At 36.7% G+C, this 19339-nt stretch carries 13 protein-coding genes and 1 riboswitch; of the genes, 12 read left to right on the top strand and 1 reads right to left on the bottom strand.

Features of this window, described 5'->3' with window-relative positions; genetic code table 11:
* Window positions 1–28: 28 nt before the first annotated feature.
* Window positions 29–208, top strand: a riboswitch (Lysine riboswitch).
* Between the two features lie 102 nt (window positions 209–310).
* Window positions 311–2014: a Na+/H+ antiporter NhaC family protein gene (locus NST49_RS01465; RefSeq protein WP_034538148.1), complete on the top strand. Its 1704-nt coding sequence runs from the start codon at window positions 311–313 to the stop codon at window positions 2012–2014.
* A 54-nt stretch (window positions 2015–2068) separates the two neighbouring features.
* On the opposite strand, the gene NST49_RS01460 is transcribed toward NST49_RS01465, so the two are convergent.
* On the bottom strand, window positions 2069–2758 hold the full coding sequence (locus tag NST49_RS01460; RefSeq protein ID WP_034538150.1) for a zinc metallopeptidase: 690 nt from the start codon (window positions 2756–2758) through the stop codon (window positions 2069–2071).
* Between the two features lie 273 nt (window positions 2759–3031).
* On the opposite strand from NST49_RS01460, the gene NST49_RS01455 reads away from it, so the two are divergent.
* From NST49_RS01455 to NST49_RS01405, 11 genes are all read left to right on the top strand, one after another.
* Window positions 3032–5704, top strand: coding sequence for a cation-translocating P-type ATPase (locus NST49_RS01455; RefSeq protein WP_341048642.1), 2673 nt, complete (start codon window positions 3032–3034; stop codon window positions 5702–5704).
* A gap of 195 nt (window positions 5705–5899) precedes the next feature.
* Window positions 5900–7264: a DUF1576 domain-containing protein gene (locus NST49_RS01450; protein ID WP_341046680.1), complete on the top strand. Its 1365-nt coding sequence runs from the start codon at window positions 5900–5902 to the stop codon at window positions 7262–7264.
* 279 nt (window positions 7265–7543) lie between these two features.
* Window positions 7544–8935, top strand: a complete 1392-nt coding sequence (locus tag NST49_RS01445; RefSeq protein WP_034538153.1) for an L-cystine transporter — start codon at window positions 7544–7546, stop codon at window positions 8933–8935.
* A gap of 240 nt (window positions 8936–9175) precedes the next feature.
* A complete protein-coding gene (locus NST49_RS01440) occupies window positions 9176–9910 on the top strand; it encodes a metallophosphoesterase (RefSeq protein ID WP_034538156.1) in 735 nt (244 codons plus the stop codon).
* 35 nt (window positions 9911–9945) lie between these two features.
* On the top strand, window positions 9946–10926 hold the full coding sequence (locus NST49_RS01435) for an ABC transporter ATP-binding protein (protein ID WP_034538157.1): 981 nt from the start codon (window positions 9946–9948) through the stop codon (window positions 10924–10926).
* Between the two features lies 1 nt (window position 10927).
* Window positions 10928–12445 (top strand): ABC transporter permease/substrate-binding protein, encoded by a 1518-nt coding sequence (locus tag NST49_RS01430; RefSeq protein WP_023176777.1) that lies wholly within the window; start codon window positions 10928–10930, stop codon window positions 12443–12445.
* Window positions 12446–12495: 50 nt separating this feature from the next.
* Window positions 12496–13323: a metallophosphoesterase gene (locus NST49_RS01425; protein WP_034538160.1), complete on the top strand. Its 828-nt coding sequence runs from the start codon at window positions 12496–12498 to the stop codon at window positions 13321–13323.
* A 144-nt stretch (window positions 13324–13467) separates the two neighbouring features.
* On the top strand, window positions 13468–15645 hold the full coding sequence (locus NST49_RS01420; RefSeq protein WP_341046668.1) for a Tex family protein: 2178 nt from the start codon (window positions 13468–13470) through the stop codon (window positions 15643–15645).
* Window positions 15646–15810: 165 nt separating this feature from the next.
* Entirely contained in the window at window positions 15811–16290 is a 480-nt protein-coding gene (locus tag NST49_RS01415; RefSeq protein WP_023176783.1) for a SprT family protein, read from the top strand.
* A gap of 5 nt (window positions 16291–16295) precedes the next feature.
* Entirely contained in the window at window positions 16296–17714 is a 1419-nt protein-coding gene (locus tag NST49_RS01410) for a glycosyl hydrolase family 28-related protein (protein ID WP_034538166.1), read from the top strand.
* A gap of 87 nt (window positions 17715–17801) precedes the next feature.
* Window positions 17802–19268: a nicotinate phosphoribosyltransferase gene (locus tag NST49_RS01405; RefSeq protein ID WP_034538167.1), complete on the top strand. Its 1467-nt coding sequence runs from the start codon at window positions 17802–17804 to the stop codon at window positions 19266–19268.
* The last annotated feature ends 71 nt before the right edge of the window (window positions 19269–19339 follow it).

The raw sequence follows: 19339 nt of genomic DNA, 5'->3' as shown, positions 1-19339 counted from the left end.
GTATAGTATATTTAAACACGTAATTTAATAGAAAGATAGAGGTGCAGTTTTTAAGAGTACAGTTGTTATGAAGGCACAAGCTGATAACTGGAAAGGAAAAATTGCCGAAGTGTAAAGTATTGCCAAGTACTTTATGCTGGGGTTAAGTAAAATATGCTTAACACTGTCGTAAATTTCATTTTGAAATTTTCGGAGGGCTATCAACAAAAGGGTTAAAGGGACATTACTGTATATGTAACTAAGCTAACACCTTGAGTTGTATAGAACTCAAGGTGTTTTTTTGTGCGCTCAAATAGAAAGGGAGTTTAGAATGAAGAAGAAAGTGATTATTGGTTTATTTATTATTGCGTTTATTTTATTTTCAATTAATGGAGAGTTCAGGGATGCTGCTGGATCTACCGTAAACTTCGGCTGGTTTTCTTTAGTACCACCGGTTGTATCTATTATTTTAGCGTTTATTTCAAAAGACGTTATTATTTCATTGTTCTTTGGTATTTTTGCAGGAGGTTTTGTCTTACATTTAGCGGAGGGCTCCATTTTTTATGCATTTATTCAATCATTTTTGAGTATAGTTGATTACACGTTAAACTCATTAGCTGATCCATGGAATGCAGGAATTATTTTACAAGTTCTAACGATTGGCGGCTTGATTGCATTAATGACAAAAATGGGAGGAGCAAAAGCTGTCGCAAATGCATTATCTAAAAAAGCAAAAGGTCCTATTAGTGCTCAAGTCATTACGTGGATTTTAGGTGTACTGCTTTTCTTTGATGATTATGCAAACTCATTAATAGTTGGTCCAGTTATGCGACCAGTAACAGATGAAAAGAAAGTTTCGCGTGAGAAGCTGTCCTTTATCGTAGATGCTACAGCTGCTCCAATTGCTGGGATTGCGTTGATCTCTACTTGGGTCGGTTACGAAGTAGGATTAATCAAAGATGGATACGAAGCGATTGGACAAGAGGTTAATGCTTATAGTATTTTTGTTGAAACCATCCCTTACCGATTCTATAATATTTTAATGTTGTTATTTGTATTATGTACAGCCGTATTTTTAAGAGAATTTGGTCCTATGTTAAAAGCAGAAAGAAGAGCGAGAAAATACGATCAAGCAAATGTAGAAGATATCAATCCTAGCGCTTCAAATGAAATTGATGAAATGGAGCCTGCAGAAGGGGTCCATTTAAGTATTTGGAATGCCATTATTCCGATTGGCACCTTAATCATTGTTGCTGTTGTCGGTTTTTATACTAATGGATATAATGCCATTTTAGATGGAGAGAATACTACATTAATCAACTTGTTAAAAGAAAGTCCTTATTCATTTACTGCAATTCAAGAAGCTTTTGGAGCATCTGATGCGAGTATTGTATTGTTCCAAGCGGCATTGTTAGCAAGTCTTGTTGCTATGGCTATGGGAGTGTCGCAAAAGACTTTCACATGGGGCCAAGCAGTTGAAACTTGGATAAACGGGATGAAATCACTTATTATCACTGGAGCTATTTTATTATTAGCATGGTCATTAAGTGAAGTTATAACTGATTTAGGAACAGCTCAATTTTTGGTTTCGTTATTGTCCGATTCAATGCCGGCATTCTTATTGCCTTCTGTTATTTTTATTTTAGGCTCTATCATTTCTTTTGCCACTGGAACTTCTTATGGAACAATGGGGATTTTAATGCCATTATCTATACCGCTAGCAGCAGCATTGTCGCCAGATCCAGAATTTATTATTATGTCTGCAGGTGCTGTCTTAACAGGGGCAATTTTTGGAGATCATTGTTCACCAATTTCAGATACGACTATTCTATCTTCCATGGGTGCTGGTGTGAATCATATGGAGCATGTTAAAACACAAATGCCTTATGCCATTGTAGTAGGAATCATTACTGTTCTATTTGGATTCCTTCCTGTTGGTTTAGGAATGCCGATATGGATTGTTCTACCCGCTGCAATGATCATTATCGTTTTAGTAACGTATTTCTTTGGTAAACCTGTTGAAGAGAAAGCTTAAGAAGTTAAACAAAAAAAGAGAATCCATTTGGGTTCTCTTTTTTTGAATGTTTATTTAATTGTTTCTTCTGCCGCCAAATAGTAAAACCAATCTTAAAACTTGCAAAAACGAAGCAATTGCTGCAGCAACATACGTAAGAGCTGCTGCATTTAAGACTTTTCTAGCTTGTGGGACTTCAGTAGAAGTTAAGATATGTTGATCTCTTAAAATCGCAATCGCTCGATTGGAAGCATTAAATTCAACAGGCAAAGTAACTAATTGGAAAAGTAAGGCTACTGAAAAGAAAATAATTCCTAAATTGATCAAGGTTTGGTTGTAACCGAAAATAACACCTAATAAAATCATAGGAAAAGAAATTTTTTGCCCGAAATTGGTTGCTGGAACTAAAGCACTTCTTAATTTTAATGGAATATACTGTTTTTGATCTTGAATAGCATGTCCTACTTCATGAGCAGCAACTCCAATAGCGGCTACAGATCTCGAGTTACGTGTTGCGTCTGAAAGACGCAGAATGTCTGTACTTGAATCGTAATGATCGGTTAGATCTCCTCTAACAGCCTCGATCTTAACATGTTGCAGCCCCGCACTGTCTAGGATAAGACGTGAAACTTCAGTAGCCGTGTAGCCATTTGAATTAGGTACATTACTGTATTTTTGATAGGTACTTTTAACGAATGAACTAGCAATCCCGGAAAGTATAACACCAATAATGATTAAAAAGTATGTTTGATCAAAGAAAAACATATGGGTTTCCACCTTTCTACTTCCTTTTGATAAGTATAACATAAGCGACTAATGGCATATATGAAGATTATCATAATTTTATTAAGAAAATATTTACTAAAGGAAAAATACTCAAAGGCACCATATATTTTGCTTTAAGAATCACCTAAAGATATAATCAAATTAAGAAATGAGAATAGGATTAAAGCGTTTTATTTTTTTTAAAGAACAGGTACTAAAAGAAATGGTTTTCATACTTAATAGTTGAAACAAGTTAGAGAGGGTGGATGAATGATGGAGAGAAAGCAGCAACTGAAAGAAGCTTTTTTTGCTCAAGATGAAGAAACGGTTTTAAAAAAGATGGAAGCCAATAAAAAAGGACTGACATCGAGTGAAGCAGAAAAACGAATCGCGGAATTTGGACCAAATGAACTAGATCAAGGAAAATCCAAAAGTATATTTGTTAAATTTTTAGAACAATTTAAAGATTTTATGATTTTAGTCTTATTGGCAGCTGCTCTTATTTCAGCTATTTTCGGAGATGTTACAGATGCTATTATTATTTTAGTCGTGGTGGTTTTAAATGCTATATTGGGAGTTTACCAAGAAGCCAAAGCAGAAGAAGCAATTGATGCTTTGAAAAAAATGTCTTCTCCGGAAGCCAGAGTTAAACGCGATGGAAATGTTGTTTCTTTAAAAAGTGATCAGTTAGTTCCAGGAGACGTTCTGCTATTAGAAGCTGGAGATGTGGTAGCTGCAGATTTGCGCTTGTTTGAAGTGGCTTCTCTTAAAATAGAAGAATCGGCTTTAACGGGAGAGTCTGAAGCCGTATCAAAAGACATTACAATGATCGAAGATGAAAAAGTAGGGATTGGCGATCGGCTCAATATGGCTTTTATGAACAGCAATGTTACTTATGGACGTGGAGAAGGAATTGTTGTTGGAACGGGTATGAATACAGAAGTAGGTAAAATTGCAGATATGTTAGCTACTTCTGAAGAAACAATGACGCCTTTACAAGAAAACTTAAATCGTTTAGGAAAGTATTTAACGATTGCGATTTTGATCGTCGCTGTCGTGATGTTTGGCGTAGGGATGTTCAATGGTCGTGAATGGTTAGACATGCTGTTGACGTCAATTTCTTTAGCAGTTGCGGCTATACCTGAAGGACTGCCTGCGATCGTAACGATTATTTTAGCGTTAGGTACACAAAAGATGGCAAAACGAAAAGCATTGATCCGAAATTTGCCAGCTGTTGAAACGTTGGGTAGTACTGATATCATTTGTTCTGATAAAACAGGAACATTGACGATGAATAAAATGACGATTGAAAAGGTCTATCTAAATGGAGCAATACAAAGTAATGAAGACGATATTGATTTGCAGGCTCCCGTTGTTCGAGTAATGACCTATAGTAATGATACTCAAATTGCAAATGATGGAACACTGATCGGCGATCCAACAGAAACAGCAATGGTAAAATTTGCTTTAGATAAAGGAATGAATGTGAAAGAAGAATTAGCCAAAGAGCCGCGTGTTGCGGAAGTACCTTTTGAGTCGGATCGTAAATTGATGTCTACGATTCATCAGCTGCCGGATGGGAAATTTTTCGTTGGGACAAAAGGAGCACCAGATGAGCTGTTAAAAAGATGTACACAAATAGATAACAAAGGCGAGATTCAACCTTTAGATGAAAAAATGAAAGAAACCATTTTAGATATGAACCATGATTTGGCAACACAAGCTTTAAGAGTATTAGCAATGGCTTATAAAATCGTTGATCAACTGCCAACCGATGTAACCACGGAAGGTGTTGAACAAGACCTGGTTTTTGCAGGTCTAACTGGAATGATCGATCCAGAACGTGAAGAGGCGAAAGATGCTGTTAGAGTGGCAAGAGAAGCTGGTATTCGTCCTGTAATGATCACAGGAGACCATCGAGACACAGCGGAAGCTATTGCACGACGTTTAGGTATTTTAGAAGAAAAACAACAAGGTGGAGTTTTAACAGGGGCAAAATTAGATAAAATCAGTGATCATGATTTTGCAACTAAAGTGAAAGATTATTCTGTATATGCTAGGGTATCTCCTGAACATAAAGTTCGAATTGTTAAAGCTTGGCAAAAGGCTGGGAAAATCGTAGCTATGACGGGTGATGGAGTCAACGATGCACCAGCGCTTAAAACAGCTGATATCGGAATTGGAATGGGAATTACAGGTACAGAAGTTTCCAAAGGTGCCAGTGATATGGTTTTAGCAGATGACAACTTTTCAACGATCGTCGTTTCAGTCGAAGAAGGACGGAAAGTTTTTTCAAATATTCAAAAAGCTATTCAATTTCTATTATCAGCTAACCTAGGTGAAGTGCTTACCTTATTTATTGCTACTTTACTAGGGTGGAATATTTTAGCACCGGTCCATATTTTATGGATCAATCTTGTGACCGATACCTTCCCAGCAATTGCTTTAGGATTGGAACCAGCTGAAGCGGACGCAATGAAAAAGCCACCAAGAGGAAGAAAAGCGACCTTCTTTTCAAATGGCGTTCTTCCCAGTTTGATCTATCAAGGGATTTTTGAAGGAGGAATTACATTATTTGTGTATTGGTGGGCAACTCACTATCCAGCACATCCAAATGATTTACATCTAGTTCATGAAGATGCCTTAACAATGGCGTTTGCTACACTAGGTTTACTACAATTATTCCATGCATTTAATGTCAAATCGATTAAAAAATCGCTATTTACTGTCGGTTTTTTCAAAAATAAAACCTTCAACTTAGCTATTTTACTATCGGCAGCATTATTAAGTGCCGTTATATTAATACCTGGTTTAAACGATGCGTTTAGTGTGTCATCATTAAATATTAATCAATGGCTGTTAGTATTAGGAGCTTCCATTTCTATTGTTCCTTTAGTAGAAATAGTGAAATTCTTTATGCGAAGGTTCTCTAAGAATAAAAATTGATGAAAGAGAATAAACTAAATAGAAAAAAGCATTCCTGATTTTAGGGATGCTTTTTTTAGAAAGATGACATACTATTTAAAAAATAAATTGTGCTTGCAAAAAATGCGTGTTATTATTTTTGAATAGCAAGTACTCGCTTTTTTTAAATGAATTTTAAGATCTAATCGGATTATTAAAGAAAAGAGGTTGATGCTTATGGAAAAACTATGGTTTCCACCTTTACAGGAAGAAGATCCATTGATAACAGAAAAAATAAAATATAGTATTGCTTTTCTATTCTCTCTTATGCTAGTTGGACTAGCTCTTCACTTCAATACACTTGAAGAAATTTGGCAGGGAAGTCTTAAAATTCTTATTTCTCCGGCTAATCTAGTAACGGATTATTTCAAACTAGCAAATGTTGGCGCGGCATTTATTAATGCGGCTTTGATGATCATAAAAAGTCTGTTCATTATCCGGTCAACGAAAGTATCGTTATCGGGTCCCTTGTTTGCTGCTATCTTCACGATAGCAGGATTCTCTTTATTTGGTAAAAATTTGTTTAATTCTATTCCAATTATTGTTGGAGTATTATTGTATGCTAAATTGACTCGTACACCATTTAAAAATTATTTATTATCTGCTTTATACGGTACTGCTTTAGGGCCATTAGTGAGTGAAGTAGCATTCAATAGTGGATTTTCGTTTTTCACAGGGATTTTTTTAGGATGTACAGCAGGCGTTATTGTGGGACTGATTTTGCCACCATTATCACGTCATTTTGCTAGTTTTCATAAAGGGTTTAGTCTTTATAATATTGGATTTACTGCTGGAATTATTGGTATGGCTTTTATTGCATTTTTTAGAGCCTATGGTATAGAAGTAGATACGGTTTATTTAGTATCACATGGTTATAATCAACCTTTATCCATTTATCTTTATAGTTTGTTTATTTTATTATTTAGTGGCGGAATTTATCTTAATGGCGGTTCGTTTTCGGGGTACTCTAATTTTTTGAATGAAGATGGAAGAGGCGGACCTGATTTTATGGAACGCCATGGATTAGGACTAACCTTGTTAAATATGGCTTTGTTAGGTGTGCTAACCACTACCTTTGTGTTAATAGTAAGAGGAGAATTAAATGGACCAGTTATTGGAGGAATATTTACAGTAGTTGGTTTTGGAGCTTTTGGAAAACACGTGAAAAACGTTTTTCCTATTCTTTTAGGAGTATTGCTTGTAGGCTGGTTAACATCCACTGAATTATCGAGTACTAGTTTTTTACTTACTGCATTATTTGGAACAACTTTAGCCCCTATTAGCGGACATTATGGAGTGATTGCTGGAATTTTAGCAGGCAGTTTGCATATGGTTATCGTAACGAATATAAGTTATTTGCATGCAGGTATGAATCTTTATAACAATGGTTTTTCAGGAGGGTTTACAGCAGCTATAATCGTTCCTTTATTAGAAGTCGTTTTCTTCCATAAAAATAACCGGAAAAATAAAGAACTGATAAAGCCTATAATCAATACTGAACCTGTTGAAGACCTGGAAAAGACAAAAAATAGTCCGGAATAGTACAATGAAAATAATAATTTTTTGTTTATCATTTTTCAAGATAAGGCATTATATCAAAAGGTTTTTCCTATATGAAGAGGTAAGTTTTCAATGTAATTGGCTGGATGTTATTTTTTCGCTTGATTTCCTTACAAAAGTAAAGTAATATTTATTAGTCACTAAAAATCTGAGGAAAATCCTCAATTTTAGGGTAGTCACTTTGGAATGGGCTACTTGAGACCTTTAATCTTATGATGGATCTGCTTTCTTATTAAGAGAGCAAAAAAAGGGAGGATTATTATGACAAATCTTTATATTGGTATTGTATTAGTATTATTCGTTGCAATACTAGTGGGATTCTGGCAATTACAAAAGAGACACATGAAATTTTCAACACGTGTTTTTATTGCTTTAGGATCAGGTGTTTTATTCGGAGCTGTTTTACAATTGATATTCGGTTCAAGCAGTGAAGTAACAACAAAATCTATTGAGTGGATCAGTATAGTCGGTACAGGCTATGTTAAATTTTTACAAATGCTGATCATGCCGTTGATTTTTGTATCCATTGTAGGAGCTTTTACAAAAATTGAAGGGTCTAAAGACCTTGGTAAAATTAGTTTTAACGTACTAGCAACCTTGCTTGCTACCACAGCGATAGCTGCCTTAATAGGGATAGCTAGTGTGATGGTGTTTAACCTAGACGGAGCAGAATTTAGTCAAGGTGCTGTTGAAACTGCACGTATTGCAGAATTAAGTGAAAGAGAAGCACAAGTAGCGGATCTAAGTATCCCAGAACAAATTTTAGAATTTATTCCAGTTAATTTCTTTGCTGATTTATCGAATGCTCGTTCTACAAGTACAATTGCTGTGGTTATTTTCTCTGCTTTTGTGGGAGTAGCTTATTTAGGAGTTCATCGTAAAGATAAAGAAGCCGGCGAATTTTTTGCTAAGATCATTCATAGTTTATATGCTATTGTGATGCGTATTGTTACGTTGGTATTGCGTTTAACACCTTATGGGATCTTCGCATTAATGACTAAAGCATTAGCAACAAGTGATTTTAATGCATTAGTTAATCTAGGTGTTTTTGTCATTGCTTCATACGCAGCAATTATTGTGATGTTTTTAATTCATATGCTCATTTTACTTGGGTTAAAAGTTAGCCCAATCCAATATTTGAAAAAATCTTTTACAGTATTGAGTTTTGCATTTACTGCACGTTCTAGTGCGGGTGCATTACCATTGAATATCGAAACACAAACAAAAGCTTTAGGTGTAGATGAAGCTTCTGCAAACTTCTCTGGAACATTTGGTTTATCTATCGGACAAAACGGATGTGCTGGAATTTATCCAGCAATGTTGGCTGCTATCGTAGCTCCAGCTGCAGGAATAGATATTTTTAGCCCAGCTTATATTCTTACAATCATGGCTGTTGTTACGATCAGTTCATTTGGTGTTGCAGGTGTAGGTGGCGGAGCAACATTTGCTGCTTTAATTGTCTTAGGATCATTAAACTTACCTGTAGCAATTGTTGGATTAGTTATTTCTGTTGAACCAATTATTGATATGGCTCGTACATTGTTGAATGTAAATGACAGTATGATTGCTGGTATCGTATCATCTAAACGATTAAAAACATTCAATGAAGAAATTTTCAATGATGACTCTGCAGTTGTAAAGTCTGATATCTAAACTAAAAAATGAAGTAAAAAAAGACTGAGACAGCAGTTTCAGCAATTCAAAAAAACGTTCATTGCATTTTTTGCAGTGAACGTTTTTTTGTTTATTTAAAGGTATAAAGCTGATTTTCTGGACTAAACATCCTTGATAAAAAGAAGAATGCGAATTAACTTCAAGGTTAAAAAACAATATTTTATCTAATTTGTCGACCAACTGGTATACTAATGAAAAGACCCAAAGAGGTGTTTGAAGATGAAAAAGGAATTATTTGCATTAGGAGATGTACATGGGCAAATTTCTTTATTTAAAAAGATGCTGACCAATTGGAATGAAGATACACAACAGCTGCTTTTAATTGGAGATCTAGGAGATCGTGGCGAAAATCCAAAAGAATGTCTGCTGTTGGCGAAAATATTGGTAGAAGAAAAGGGAGCCATTTATTTAAAAGGCAATCATGAAGAGATGTTGCTTAATTTTATGAATGACCCTGAAAGAAATTATGAACTTTACTGTTTAAATGGCGGGATGAAGACACTTGAAACTTTTTTGCATCCAGGTTTAGATGCTGAATATTCTCCGACAGAGATCGGAATGTTTCTGGCTAGTCGCTACCCCGCATTAAAACCATTTCTTGAAACACTGCCCCTTTATTATGAATGGGGAGATTTTTTGTTTGTGCATGCTGGCGTCGATTTGTCTAAGCGTGACTGGCGTCAAACATCTGATGAGGATTATGTCTGGATTCGAGACTCTTTTCATAAAGAGAAAAATAATACTGGGAAGATAATTGTATTTGGACACACGATCACGCCAGCTTTATACGGTGATAATCATACAACTGATCTGTGGATAAAAGATAATAAAATCGGCATAGATGGAGGAGCTGTATATGGAGGCGCGCTTCATGGAGTTTTATTCAATGAGACAAATTTAGTGAAAGATATTAAAATAGATAATATTGGATATGTTTGGGATGGAAGAGTATAAGTCAAAAATAATCAGTTAATCAAAGGAGAGATAAAATGATTCTGTTTGAAAATGTTTCTAAAGAATATGAAAAAGGAAAAGCGGTTGTTTCAGAACTGGATTTGGAAATAAAGGATGGCGAGTTTTTTGTGCTGATTGGACCAAGCGGCAGCGGAAAGACAACCACACTAAAAATGATCAATCGATTGATTCCATTGACTGAAGGGTTTATTCGAATAAACGACAAACCAATTAGCGATTACAATTTGCAAGAGTTACGATGGAATATTGGGTATGTGCTCCAACAAATTGCTTTATTTCCTAATATGACAGTTGAAGAAAATATTACGGTCGTACCGGAAATGAAGAAGTGGTCTAAAGCTGAAATGCAACAAAGAGTCACAGAGTTGCTTGCCAGTGTCGGTTTAGATCCAGATACTTATCGCAACCGTAAAACAGCTGAATTATCAGGTGGAGAGCAACAAAGAGTCGGAGTAGTACGGGCGTTAGCAGCCAACCCTGACATTATTTTAATGGATGAGCCTTTTAGTGCGTTGGATCCGATCAGTAAAAGTAATTTACAGCGAGATGTGGCCAAATTACAAAAAAAATTAAATAAGACGATTGTTTTTGTCACACATGATATGCAAGAAGCTTTAGCTTTGGGAGACCGTATCTGCTTGATGAACAAAGGGAAAATCGAACAAATAGGAACTCCGGATGAAATCCGAAGCCATCCTAAAAATGATTTTGTTCGCAACTTTTTACAAACAGGTACGATCGCTCTTAAAGAAGACCAAACAATCCAACAGGTGATAGCAGCTGGACTATTCGAACCGCTTGAAGTAACTGATGAAATTGGATTTTACTTAGTTCCTGAAGATACTATTGATGCCTTGATCGTTGCTTTAGCTGAAAAAGAATTTGTCATCATCAAAGGAAATGAAGAAAATGTGATCGGTAGAATTACGAAGCAACAGTTACTGACCTATTTGGCTCAAGAAATTTCTGTCGAACAAGAAAGTGTGGTGAAATAGAATGAGTGCATTTATTGCCACTTTACAAGAACGTAAAGGTGAATTATTAACGGCCTTGATCGAACACATGCAATTATCGTTTATTTCATTGTTTATAGCGGTTATTATAGCGATTCCATTAGCAATTTACTTAACCAGACATAAAAAACTGGCAGCCGTCATGATCCAAATCACCTCAATATTTCAAACTATCCCATCTCTTGCTCTTTTAGGATTGATGATTCCATTAGTAGGAATAGGTTCTGTGCCGGCCGTTATAGCATTAGTGATTTATGCCTTACTGCCTATTCTAAGAAATGCCTACACAGGATTAAATGAAATTGACCCTTCACTAAACGAAGCGGCGGATGCAATGGGGATGAGTCGTTGGAGGAAACTAATCAAAGTTCAGATTCCAATCGCTATGCCAATCATTATGGCTGGGATTCGCAATGCCATGGTGTTGATCATTGGAACCGGAACGATTGCGGCTCTAATTGGTGCGGGTGGTTTAGGAAGTCTTATTTTATTAGGGATCGATCGTGGAAACAATCATTTGATTTTATTAGGTGCTATTCCAGCGGCCTTATTAGCTATTTTATTTGATTATCTTCTAAGCTTATTTGAAAAAATCTCGTTTAAGAAAACGGTTATCACATTAGGGATTCTTAGTGTACTTATTTTAGGTTTGTTGATTGCTCCATTATTGACAAAAGACAAAGAAGAACTGATTATAGCTGGTAAATTAGGCGCAGAACCTGAAATTATTATGAATATGTACAAATATTTGATTGAAGACCAAACGGATGTAGAGGTTACTCTAGAACCTAATATGGGGAAAACAACATTTGTATTTAACGCATTAGAATCAGGCGATATCGATGTTTATACAGAGTATACCGGAACGATCTTAGCTACTTTTTTAAATGAAGAAATTACATCTTCAGATGAACAAGAAGTTTTCCAACAAGCAAAAGAAGGGTTAGCTGAACAATATGATATGTCTTTATTAGAACCTATGGCATTCAATAATACGTATACGCTTGCGGTCACGAAAGAACTAGCAGAAGAGTATCAACTTGAAACCATATCTGATTTAATTCCTATTGCGGATGAGATCAAAGCTGGTTTTACATTAGAATTTTCTGATCGTCAAGATGGTTACTTAGGGATTCAAGATTTATACGGCCTAACTTTTGGGGAAGTCCAAACAATGGAACCTAAACTCCGTTATACAGCGATTGAAACAGGAGACATCAATTTAGTAGATGCGTATTCAACCGATAGTGAACTTGCTCAGTATGACTTGGTTGTTTTGGAAGACGATCGCGGTTTGTTTCCACCTTACCAAGGAGCTCCATTGATGTTGAACGAGACAATAGAGGATTTTCCAGAAGTTGAAAACAGTTTAAATCAGCTATCTGGTAAAATTACAGATGCTGAAATGCGAGAAATGAATTTTGCAGTTAATGTGACGGGGAAAAGTGCAAGTGAAGTGGCACAGCAATTCTTAACTGAAAATGGTTTGCTAGCCGAATAAAAATAGGAGTGAACGAATCATTTAAACAAGATGCAATAAAGGAGAATAGTATGAAAATTGGGGTGCTATCAGATTTACACATTGATACCAATAGAAAGAAACTAAAAGAAAATGAAACCTATGCAGAAATACTCATAAAGCAGATCAAGCATCAAAAAATTGACGTGTTATTGCTAGCCGGGGATATCAGTAGTGATTACTTAGAATCGCAAAAGTTCTTAGATGAGGTAACGCAAAAAAGCGGTATTCCTATTCTATTTGTTCCAGGCAATCATGATTTCTGGTCAATAAAAAATGGTGAGACTGACACTAAAAAAATCTATCAATTCTTTAAAAATCAGCCAAACAATTTAGTGGATCAACCCTATATTCTAAATGATGACTGGGCCATTGTAGGAAATCCCGGATGGTATGATTATGGGTATGGAGACCAAAGCAAATATACTGAAGAAGAGTTTAATGAAATGAAATTAAGATTTGGCATGTGGCAAGATAAGCGCTATGTTCATTGGGGAAAAGAAAATAAACAGGTGGCTCAGTGGATGCTGGGTCAGTTAGAGTCAGACCTTCAGTCCGTTGGAGAGAGAAAAATTATCTTGATGACGCATGTGGTCACCCATCCTAGATTTGTGGTTCCGTTGCCGCATAAAATTTATGATTATTTTAATGCTTTTCTAGGAAGCTCTTCTTATGAAAAGCTCTACCAAAAATACCCGATAGCTTACAGCGTTATGGGACATGTTCATTTCAGAAAAACGTTAGTCGATAACCAAATCAATTACATTTGTGCTTGCTTAGGAGGATCAAAACATTGGTTGACCAAAGATCCAGAAGCAGAAATCGTAAATGCACTTCTTACGTTTCATTTGCCAGAATAAAAAAGATAGGCGAAAAGGATAAAAACCTTTTGCCTATCTTTTTTTATTGTACATGCTCTTACCTATATTTAAGAGTGAGTTGGTTAGCCTCTTATGTTTATGGTAAAATAACTAAGTAAAGTGGAACGAGAGAGGAAGAAATAAATGACTGAAACAAATGAAACGATTGTCTTAGACTTATTAAAAAACGAATTGAAAAGTTACTCTAAAAAGCAATTAACAACTGTGTTAGATTTATTAGCTGAAGGGAATACAGTCCCTTTTATAGCTCGTTACCGAAAAGAAATGACGGGGACGTTGGATGAAGTTCAAATACGCGAAATAGAAGAGCGTCATAGTTATTTGACTAATCTAGAAAAACGTAAAAATGACGTGTTAAGAAGCATTGAAGACCAAGGGAAGTTAACACCTGAACTTGAAGGGAAAATCAAAAAAGCAGCAAAAATGCAATTAGTGGAAGATCTGTATCGTCCATTTAAACAAAAACGTCGTACAAAAGCAACGATAGCAAAAGAAAGCGGCTTGGAACCCTTAGCGCAATGGTTGCTGACTTTTCCAACAGAAGACATACTTGCTGAAGCAGAGAAGTATGTGAGTGACGAAAATCAAGTTGCAACAAGTGCAGATGCATTAGCTGGAGCTCATGAAATTCTTGCTGAACTTATCGGAGACGAACCAAAATACCGTACGTGGATCCGCGACTACAGTTCTAAAAACGGAGCGATTACAGCTAAAGTCAAAAATGCTGATAAAGATGAAAAAGGGACTTTTGAGATGTATTACGACTATAGTGAACCCTTGTCAAAAGTTGCCTCACACCGTATTTTGGCTATGAATCGCGGCGAAAAAGAAGATATTTTGAAAGTTTCTTTTGATCTGGATGAAAGAAGGATCCATGATTATTTAGAAAAGCAATTGATTGAACAACCGCAATCAACAGCAGCTCCTTTTATAACAGCAGCATATGAAGACAGCTACAAACGGTTTATCGGACCATCGATCGAACGTGAGATCCGTGCCGAATTAACGGAAACAGCTGGAGAACAAGCCATTCATATTTTTGGTGAAAATTTACGTAATTTATTATTGCAAGCTCCTTTAAAAGGTAAAATTGTTTTAGGCCTAGATCCAGCTTATCGTACAGGTTGTAAGTTAGCGGTCATTGACCCTACAGGGAAAGTATTAGCTATTGATGTGATCTATCCGCATAAACCAGCAGGTGCAGCTGCACGTGCTGAAGCAGCTGATAAATTCAAACAGTTGGTTGAGTCTTATGAAGTTGAAATGATCGCGATAGGAAATGGAACAGCTAGTCGTGAATCTGAAACATTCGTTGCTGAAAACTTAAAAGAACTAGATCGACAAGTCTTTTATGTCATTGTCAATGAAGCAGGGGCATCCGTTTATTCAGCAAGTAAAACGGCTAGAGAAGAATTTCCGGATTTACAGGTTGAACAAAGAAGTGCTGTTAGTATCGCTCGACGTTTGCAAGATCCATTAGCCGAACTTGTAAAAATCGATCCTAAATCAGTTGGTGTAGGTCAATATCAACACGATGTCTCTCAAAAACGCTTAGAAGAACGCCTTGATTTTGTAGTAGAAACGGCGGTTAACCAAGTGGGTGTCAATGTGAACACTGCAAGTGCACCTTTATTGCAACATGTTGCCGGTCTAAATAAAACAACAGCAACGAATGTCGTAGCTTACCGTGAAGAAAATGGCCGATTTGCAAGTCGTGCTCAATTGAAAAAAGTTTCTCGTTTAGGCCCTAAAGCGTATGAACAAGCGGTTGGATTCTTACGGATCATCGATGGGAAAAATGTATTGGACAATACAGGTATTCATCCTGAAACGTATAAAGAAGCTAAAGAAATTCTTGAATTAGCTGAACTTTCATTGGCGAAAGTTGGCAGTATGGAAGCCAAGAAGGCGTTAGAAAAATTAGATTTAGCGCTGCTGGCAGAACAAGTTGGCTTAGGAAAAGAAACCGTAAAAGATATGGTGCAAGCTTTATCACAACCTGGTCGCGATTTGCGAGATGAATTGTCTGCTCCATTGTTACGCACAGATGTCTTAAGTATGGAAGACTTAGTGCCAGGTATGGAATTAGAAGGAACCGTTAGAAACGTAGTCGATTTTGGTGCATTTGTGGATATAGGGGTCAAACAAGATGGAATGGTCCATATCTCTAAATTAAGCAAAGGTTATATCCAACATCCGACAAATGTCGTTTCAGTTGGAGATGTCGTGACCGTTTGGGTCGATGATGTAGATTTGAAAAAAGGGCGCATTGCGTTAACGATGTTAAAACCAAAAGAATAAAAAAATACGAAAAAAGTGAAGAATTCGGGACATTTTCCCAAACTCTTCGCTTTTTGTTTAATGTCTTTTAGTTGTCGAATAGTTTGTAAACTTGTAAAATAAGCTATAAGTTAATCTAAGGAAAAGTAAAAAGGAAACGGACTTACTAAAAAAGGAAGAACAAAAATGAATCAAGCAGAATTACAGCAATTGGTGCAAGAAACGTCATTAGCGTATTTTGGATTACCCTTCAAACACCAAGCCGTATTTAATCGTCGTTTGCGGACTACTGGAGGGCGTTATCATTTAACGTCCCATAATTTAGATTTTAATCCACTCATTCTAGAGACTTTTGGATCAGAAGAATTTTTAGGCGTTATCAAACATGAGCTTTGTCACTATCATTTGCATTTAACGAACCAAGGGTTTCAGCACAAAGATAAGGAATTTAAACAATTATTAAAAGAAGTTGGCGGATCAAGATTTGTAAAGTCGTTAAGTAAATCTAAACCAGCTAAGAGCTTAGTGCTTTACCAATGCCAAGGATGTTCTCAGTTGATTTATCGGCAGCGCAGAGTCAATACCGAAAAGTATGTGTGTGGTCAGTGTAAAGGAAAGTTGATGTACATTGGGATAAGGAACGAAACAGTGAACCTTAAGGGGTGAAAATAATGAATCAAGAACAAATGATCCGGCAAAAAATAGCATTTATCTTTCCATCTTATGCTAGTCCAATAAAAAAACAAAATGCTATTGATGAAACAGAAAAAATATTTCGAACGTTAGCTGGCAAATTAGCCGAACAAAAAAAAGGCTGGTTGACAGTAAATGGATTTAGCAATAGGAAAACCGATTTTACAACGGAACCGCCTGTTTTAGTCAGTAAAGAAGGGGAAATTTTTCCACTTTGGAAAATGGTATTGGACGTTGAAATGGATTGGCTGAAAAAGAACATAAAAACGGTATCTGTGCTTGATTATGGTGCACTGGGAGATGGAAGAACAGATTGCACCTTAGCATTTAAAAAAGCTGTTTCTTCAGGTTACAGACGTGTGATTGTGCCCCCAGGTAACTATGTGGTAAAAGGAATCAGACTCCCTTCTCATACCGAACTGATCGGCAGCGGGCCGAATCAAACCGTTCTGACCTTGCATAAAAAAGCGCCTAAAAAAACACGATTGATCACCAACCAACACCATGTAAAAGGTAACCACCATATTCGAATTGAAGGAATGACTCTGGACTGGAATAGTGCTAGGCTGACCAGCACAGAAAAAACAGCGAGCGGCGGAACTTATTCCAGCGGCATTACTTTAGCCCAAGTTAAATATGGCATAGTTCGAAACGTGAACGTCATTGATCCTGGATTGCACGGAATCGATGTCACATCTCCTATGTACAATTATTTTGGCGATGGTCTTAGAGCAAAAGGCGGCAGTCAATTTGTCTGGCTAGATGGCATTGAGACGAGCGGATTTGGCGACGATGGCATAACGACGCATCACAGCGATCATATCTTTATCTCTAATTCTTATGCGCATCATCCCAGCGGCCGTGCTCACAAAAAAGGTTATTCAAATTCTAATGGCATCGAAATAGATGATGGTTCACAACATGTTACTCTGGCAAATAACTTCACTGCTTTTTGCTTTGGCGGAATAGAAATAAAAGCGCATCAAACCAGTTCGGCAGCATCAGACGTACAAATCATTGGTCATTATTCCAGACAAGATAATCGTTCCTATAACTTTAGGCACATTGGTCATCATCAAGGAGAAGATGAGTATTCTGTTTCGGCATTTGGCATCCGAGCAACATTTCTTGCAGCAGACTGCCCTCAAAAAACGGATCTCTATGCAGCTTCAACGCCAAGAGCACTCGTTGTATCTGCTTATCAAAAAGTAGCCATCAATCATTTTTTTGCTTTAACAAAGATAGATGAATCTTCAGATAAAATTGCATTATCTATTCAATACCGAGCGGGGGAAGTAGCTGTAAGACATATTGAACTGAAAAATTATGAGCGTTCAATCAAGCCGATTCGCATAGGAAAAGAAACTGGACGAGTCCAAATAGATCAATTGGAATAATCGGCTAAGCACACCGATGAAACTACCCTATTTTTCATGGTTTTATGTTATGATTAACGGGAATAAATAAGAGATAGGGGAAGAGTAATGAATACTATTTATCCAGATGACAGTTGGGCATTACACACTGATCTATACCAAATCAATATGATGAAAACGTATTGGGAGTTAGGAAAAGCAGACACTCATGCGGTTTTTGAATCGTATTACAGAAGTAATCCCTTTGACAGCGGCTATGCTATTTTCGCTGGTTTAGAGCGTGTTGTGCACTACATTCAAAGTTTGAAGTTTACAAAAAGCGATATCGATTATTTGAGAAGTTTAGATACTTACCCGGAGGCATTTTTAGAATATCTGAAGAATTTTAAATTTAGAGGAACGATTCGTTCGATGGTAGAAGGGGAAGTGGTATTTGCTGGAGAACCCTTACTACAAGTTGAAGGGCCTTTAGCCGATTGTCAATTAGTTGAGACAGCAATCTTGAACATACTTAATTACCAAACGCTTATCGCTACTAAGGCATCTGCAATCAAGGCAATCGTAAAAGATGAACCTGTCTTAGAGTTTGGAACAAGGAGAGCTCAAGAGATGGATGCAGCTATTTGGGGAACAAGAGCAGCTTATATTGGCGGATGTGATGCAACCAGTAATACGCGTGCGGGCAAAATCTTTGGCATTCCGGTCAGCGGAACACATGCTCATTCATTAGTCCAAGTCTACCGAAATGATTACGATGCTTTCATGGCTTATGGAACAACGCATAAAGACTGTGTCTTTTTAGTAGATACTTATGACACATTAAAATCTGGTGTGCCTAATGCTATTCGAGTAGCAAAAGAACTTGGCAATAAGATTAACTTCCAAGGCGTTCGTATCGACAGCGGCGATATGGCTTACATTTCAAAACGTGTACGTCAACAGCTTGATGATGCAGGTTTCACTGAAGCCAAAATATATGCATCTAATGATTTAGATGATAAAACGATTTTAAACTTGAAAATGCAAGGTGCTAGAATCGATGTATGGGGCGTGGGAACAAAATTAATCACAGCTTACGACCAACCGGCTCTTGGAGCAGTGTATAAATTAGTTTCCATTGAAGATGAACAAGGAAACATGGTAGACACATTGAAGCTTTCCAGCAATGCTGAAAAAGTTTCAACACCAGGTAAAAAACAAGTTTGGCGCATCACCAAAAATGATGATGGGAAATCTGAAGGAGATTACATTACGCTCTGGGAAGAAAGACCCGATCAAAAAGAAGAATTGTTTATGTTTCATCCTGTGCACACGTATATCAATAAAACGGTCAAGAATTTTAGTGCTAGACCGCTCTTAAAAGAAATTTTTGTTGACGGTACTTTGGTTTATGATTTGCCAAAATTACCAGAGATCAAAGCTTATGCAGAAATCAGTTTAGGTATGCTTTGGGAAGAATATAAGCGCAGTTTAAATCCTGAGGCTTATCCCGTCGATTTATCGCAAGCGGCTTATGACCATAAGATCAAATCGATTGAAAAAGTACGCGATGAAGTAAATAGTTTGGCTAAATAAGTAATCAAAAAAAGAATCGAAGTTGGATTCTTTTTTTTGAAAACAGAATTATTAGAGCCCTAAAAAAAACT

The organism is Carnobacterium sp. FSL W8-0810, from assembly GCF_038007125.1.
GTDB classification, from domain to species: Bacteria; Bacillota; Bacilli; order Lactobacillales; family Carnobacteriaceae; genus Carnobacterium_B; species Carnobacterium_B inhibens.
The sequence above is the reverse complement of the archived record's forward strand: the minus strand, read 5'-3'. Positions and strand labels throughout refer to the sequence as shown.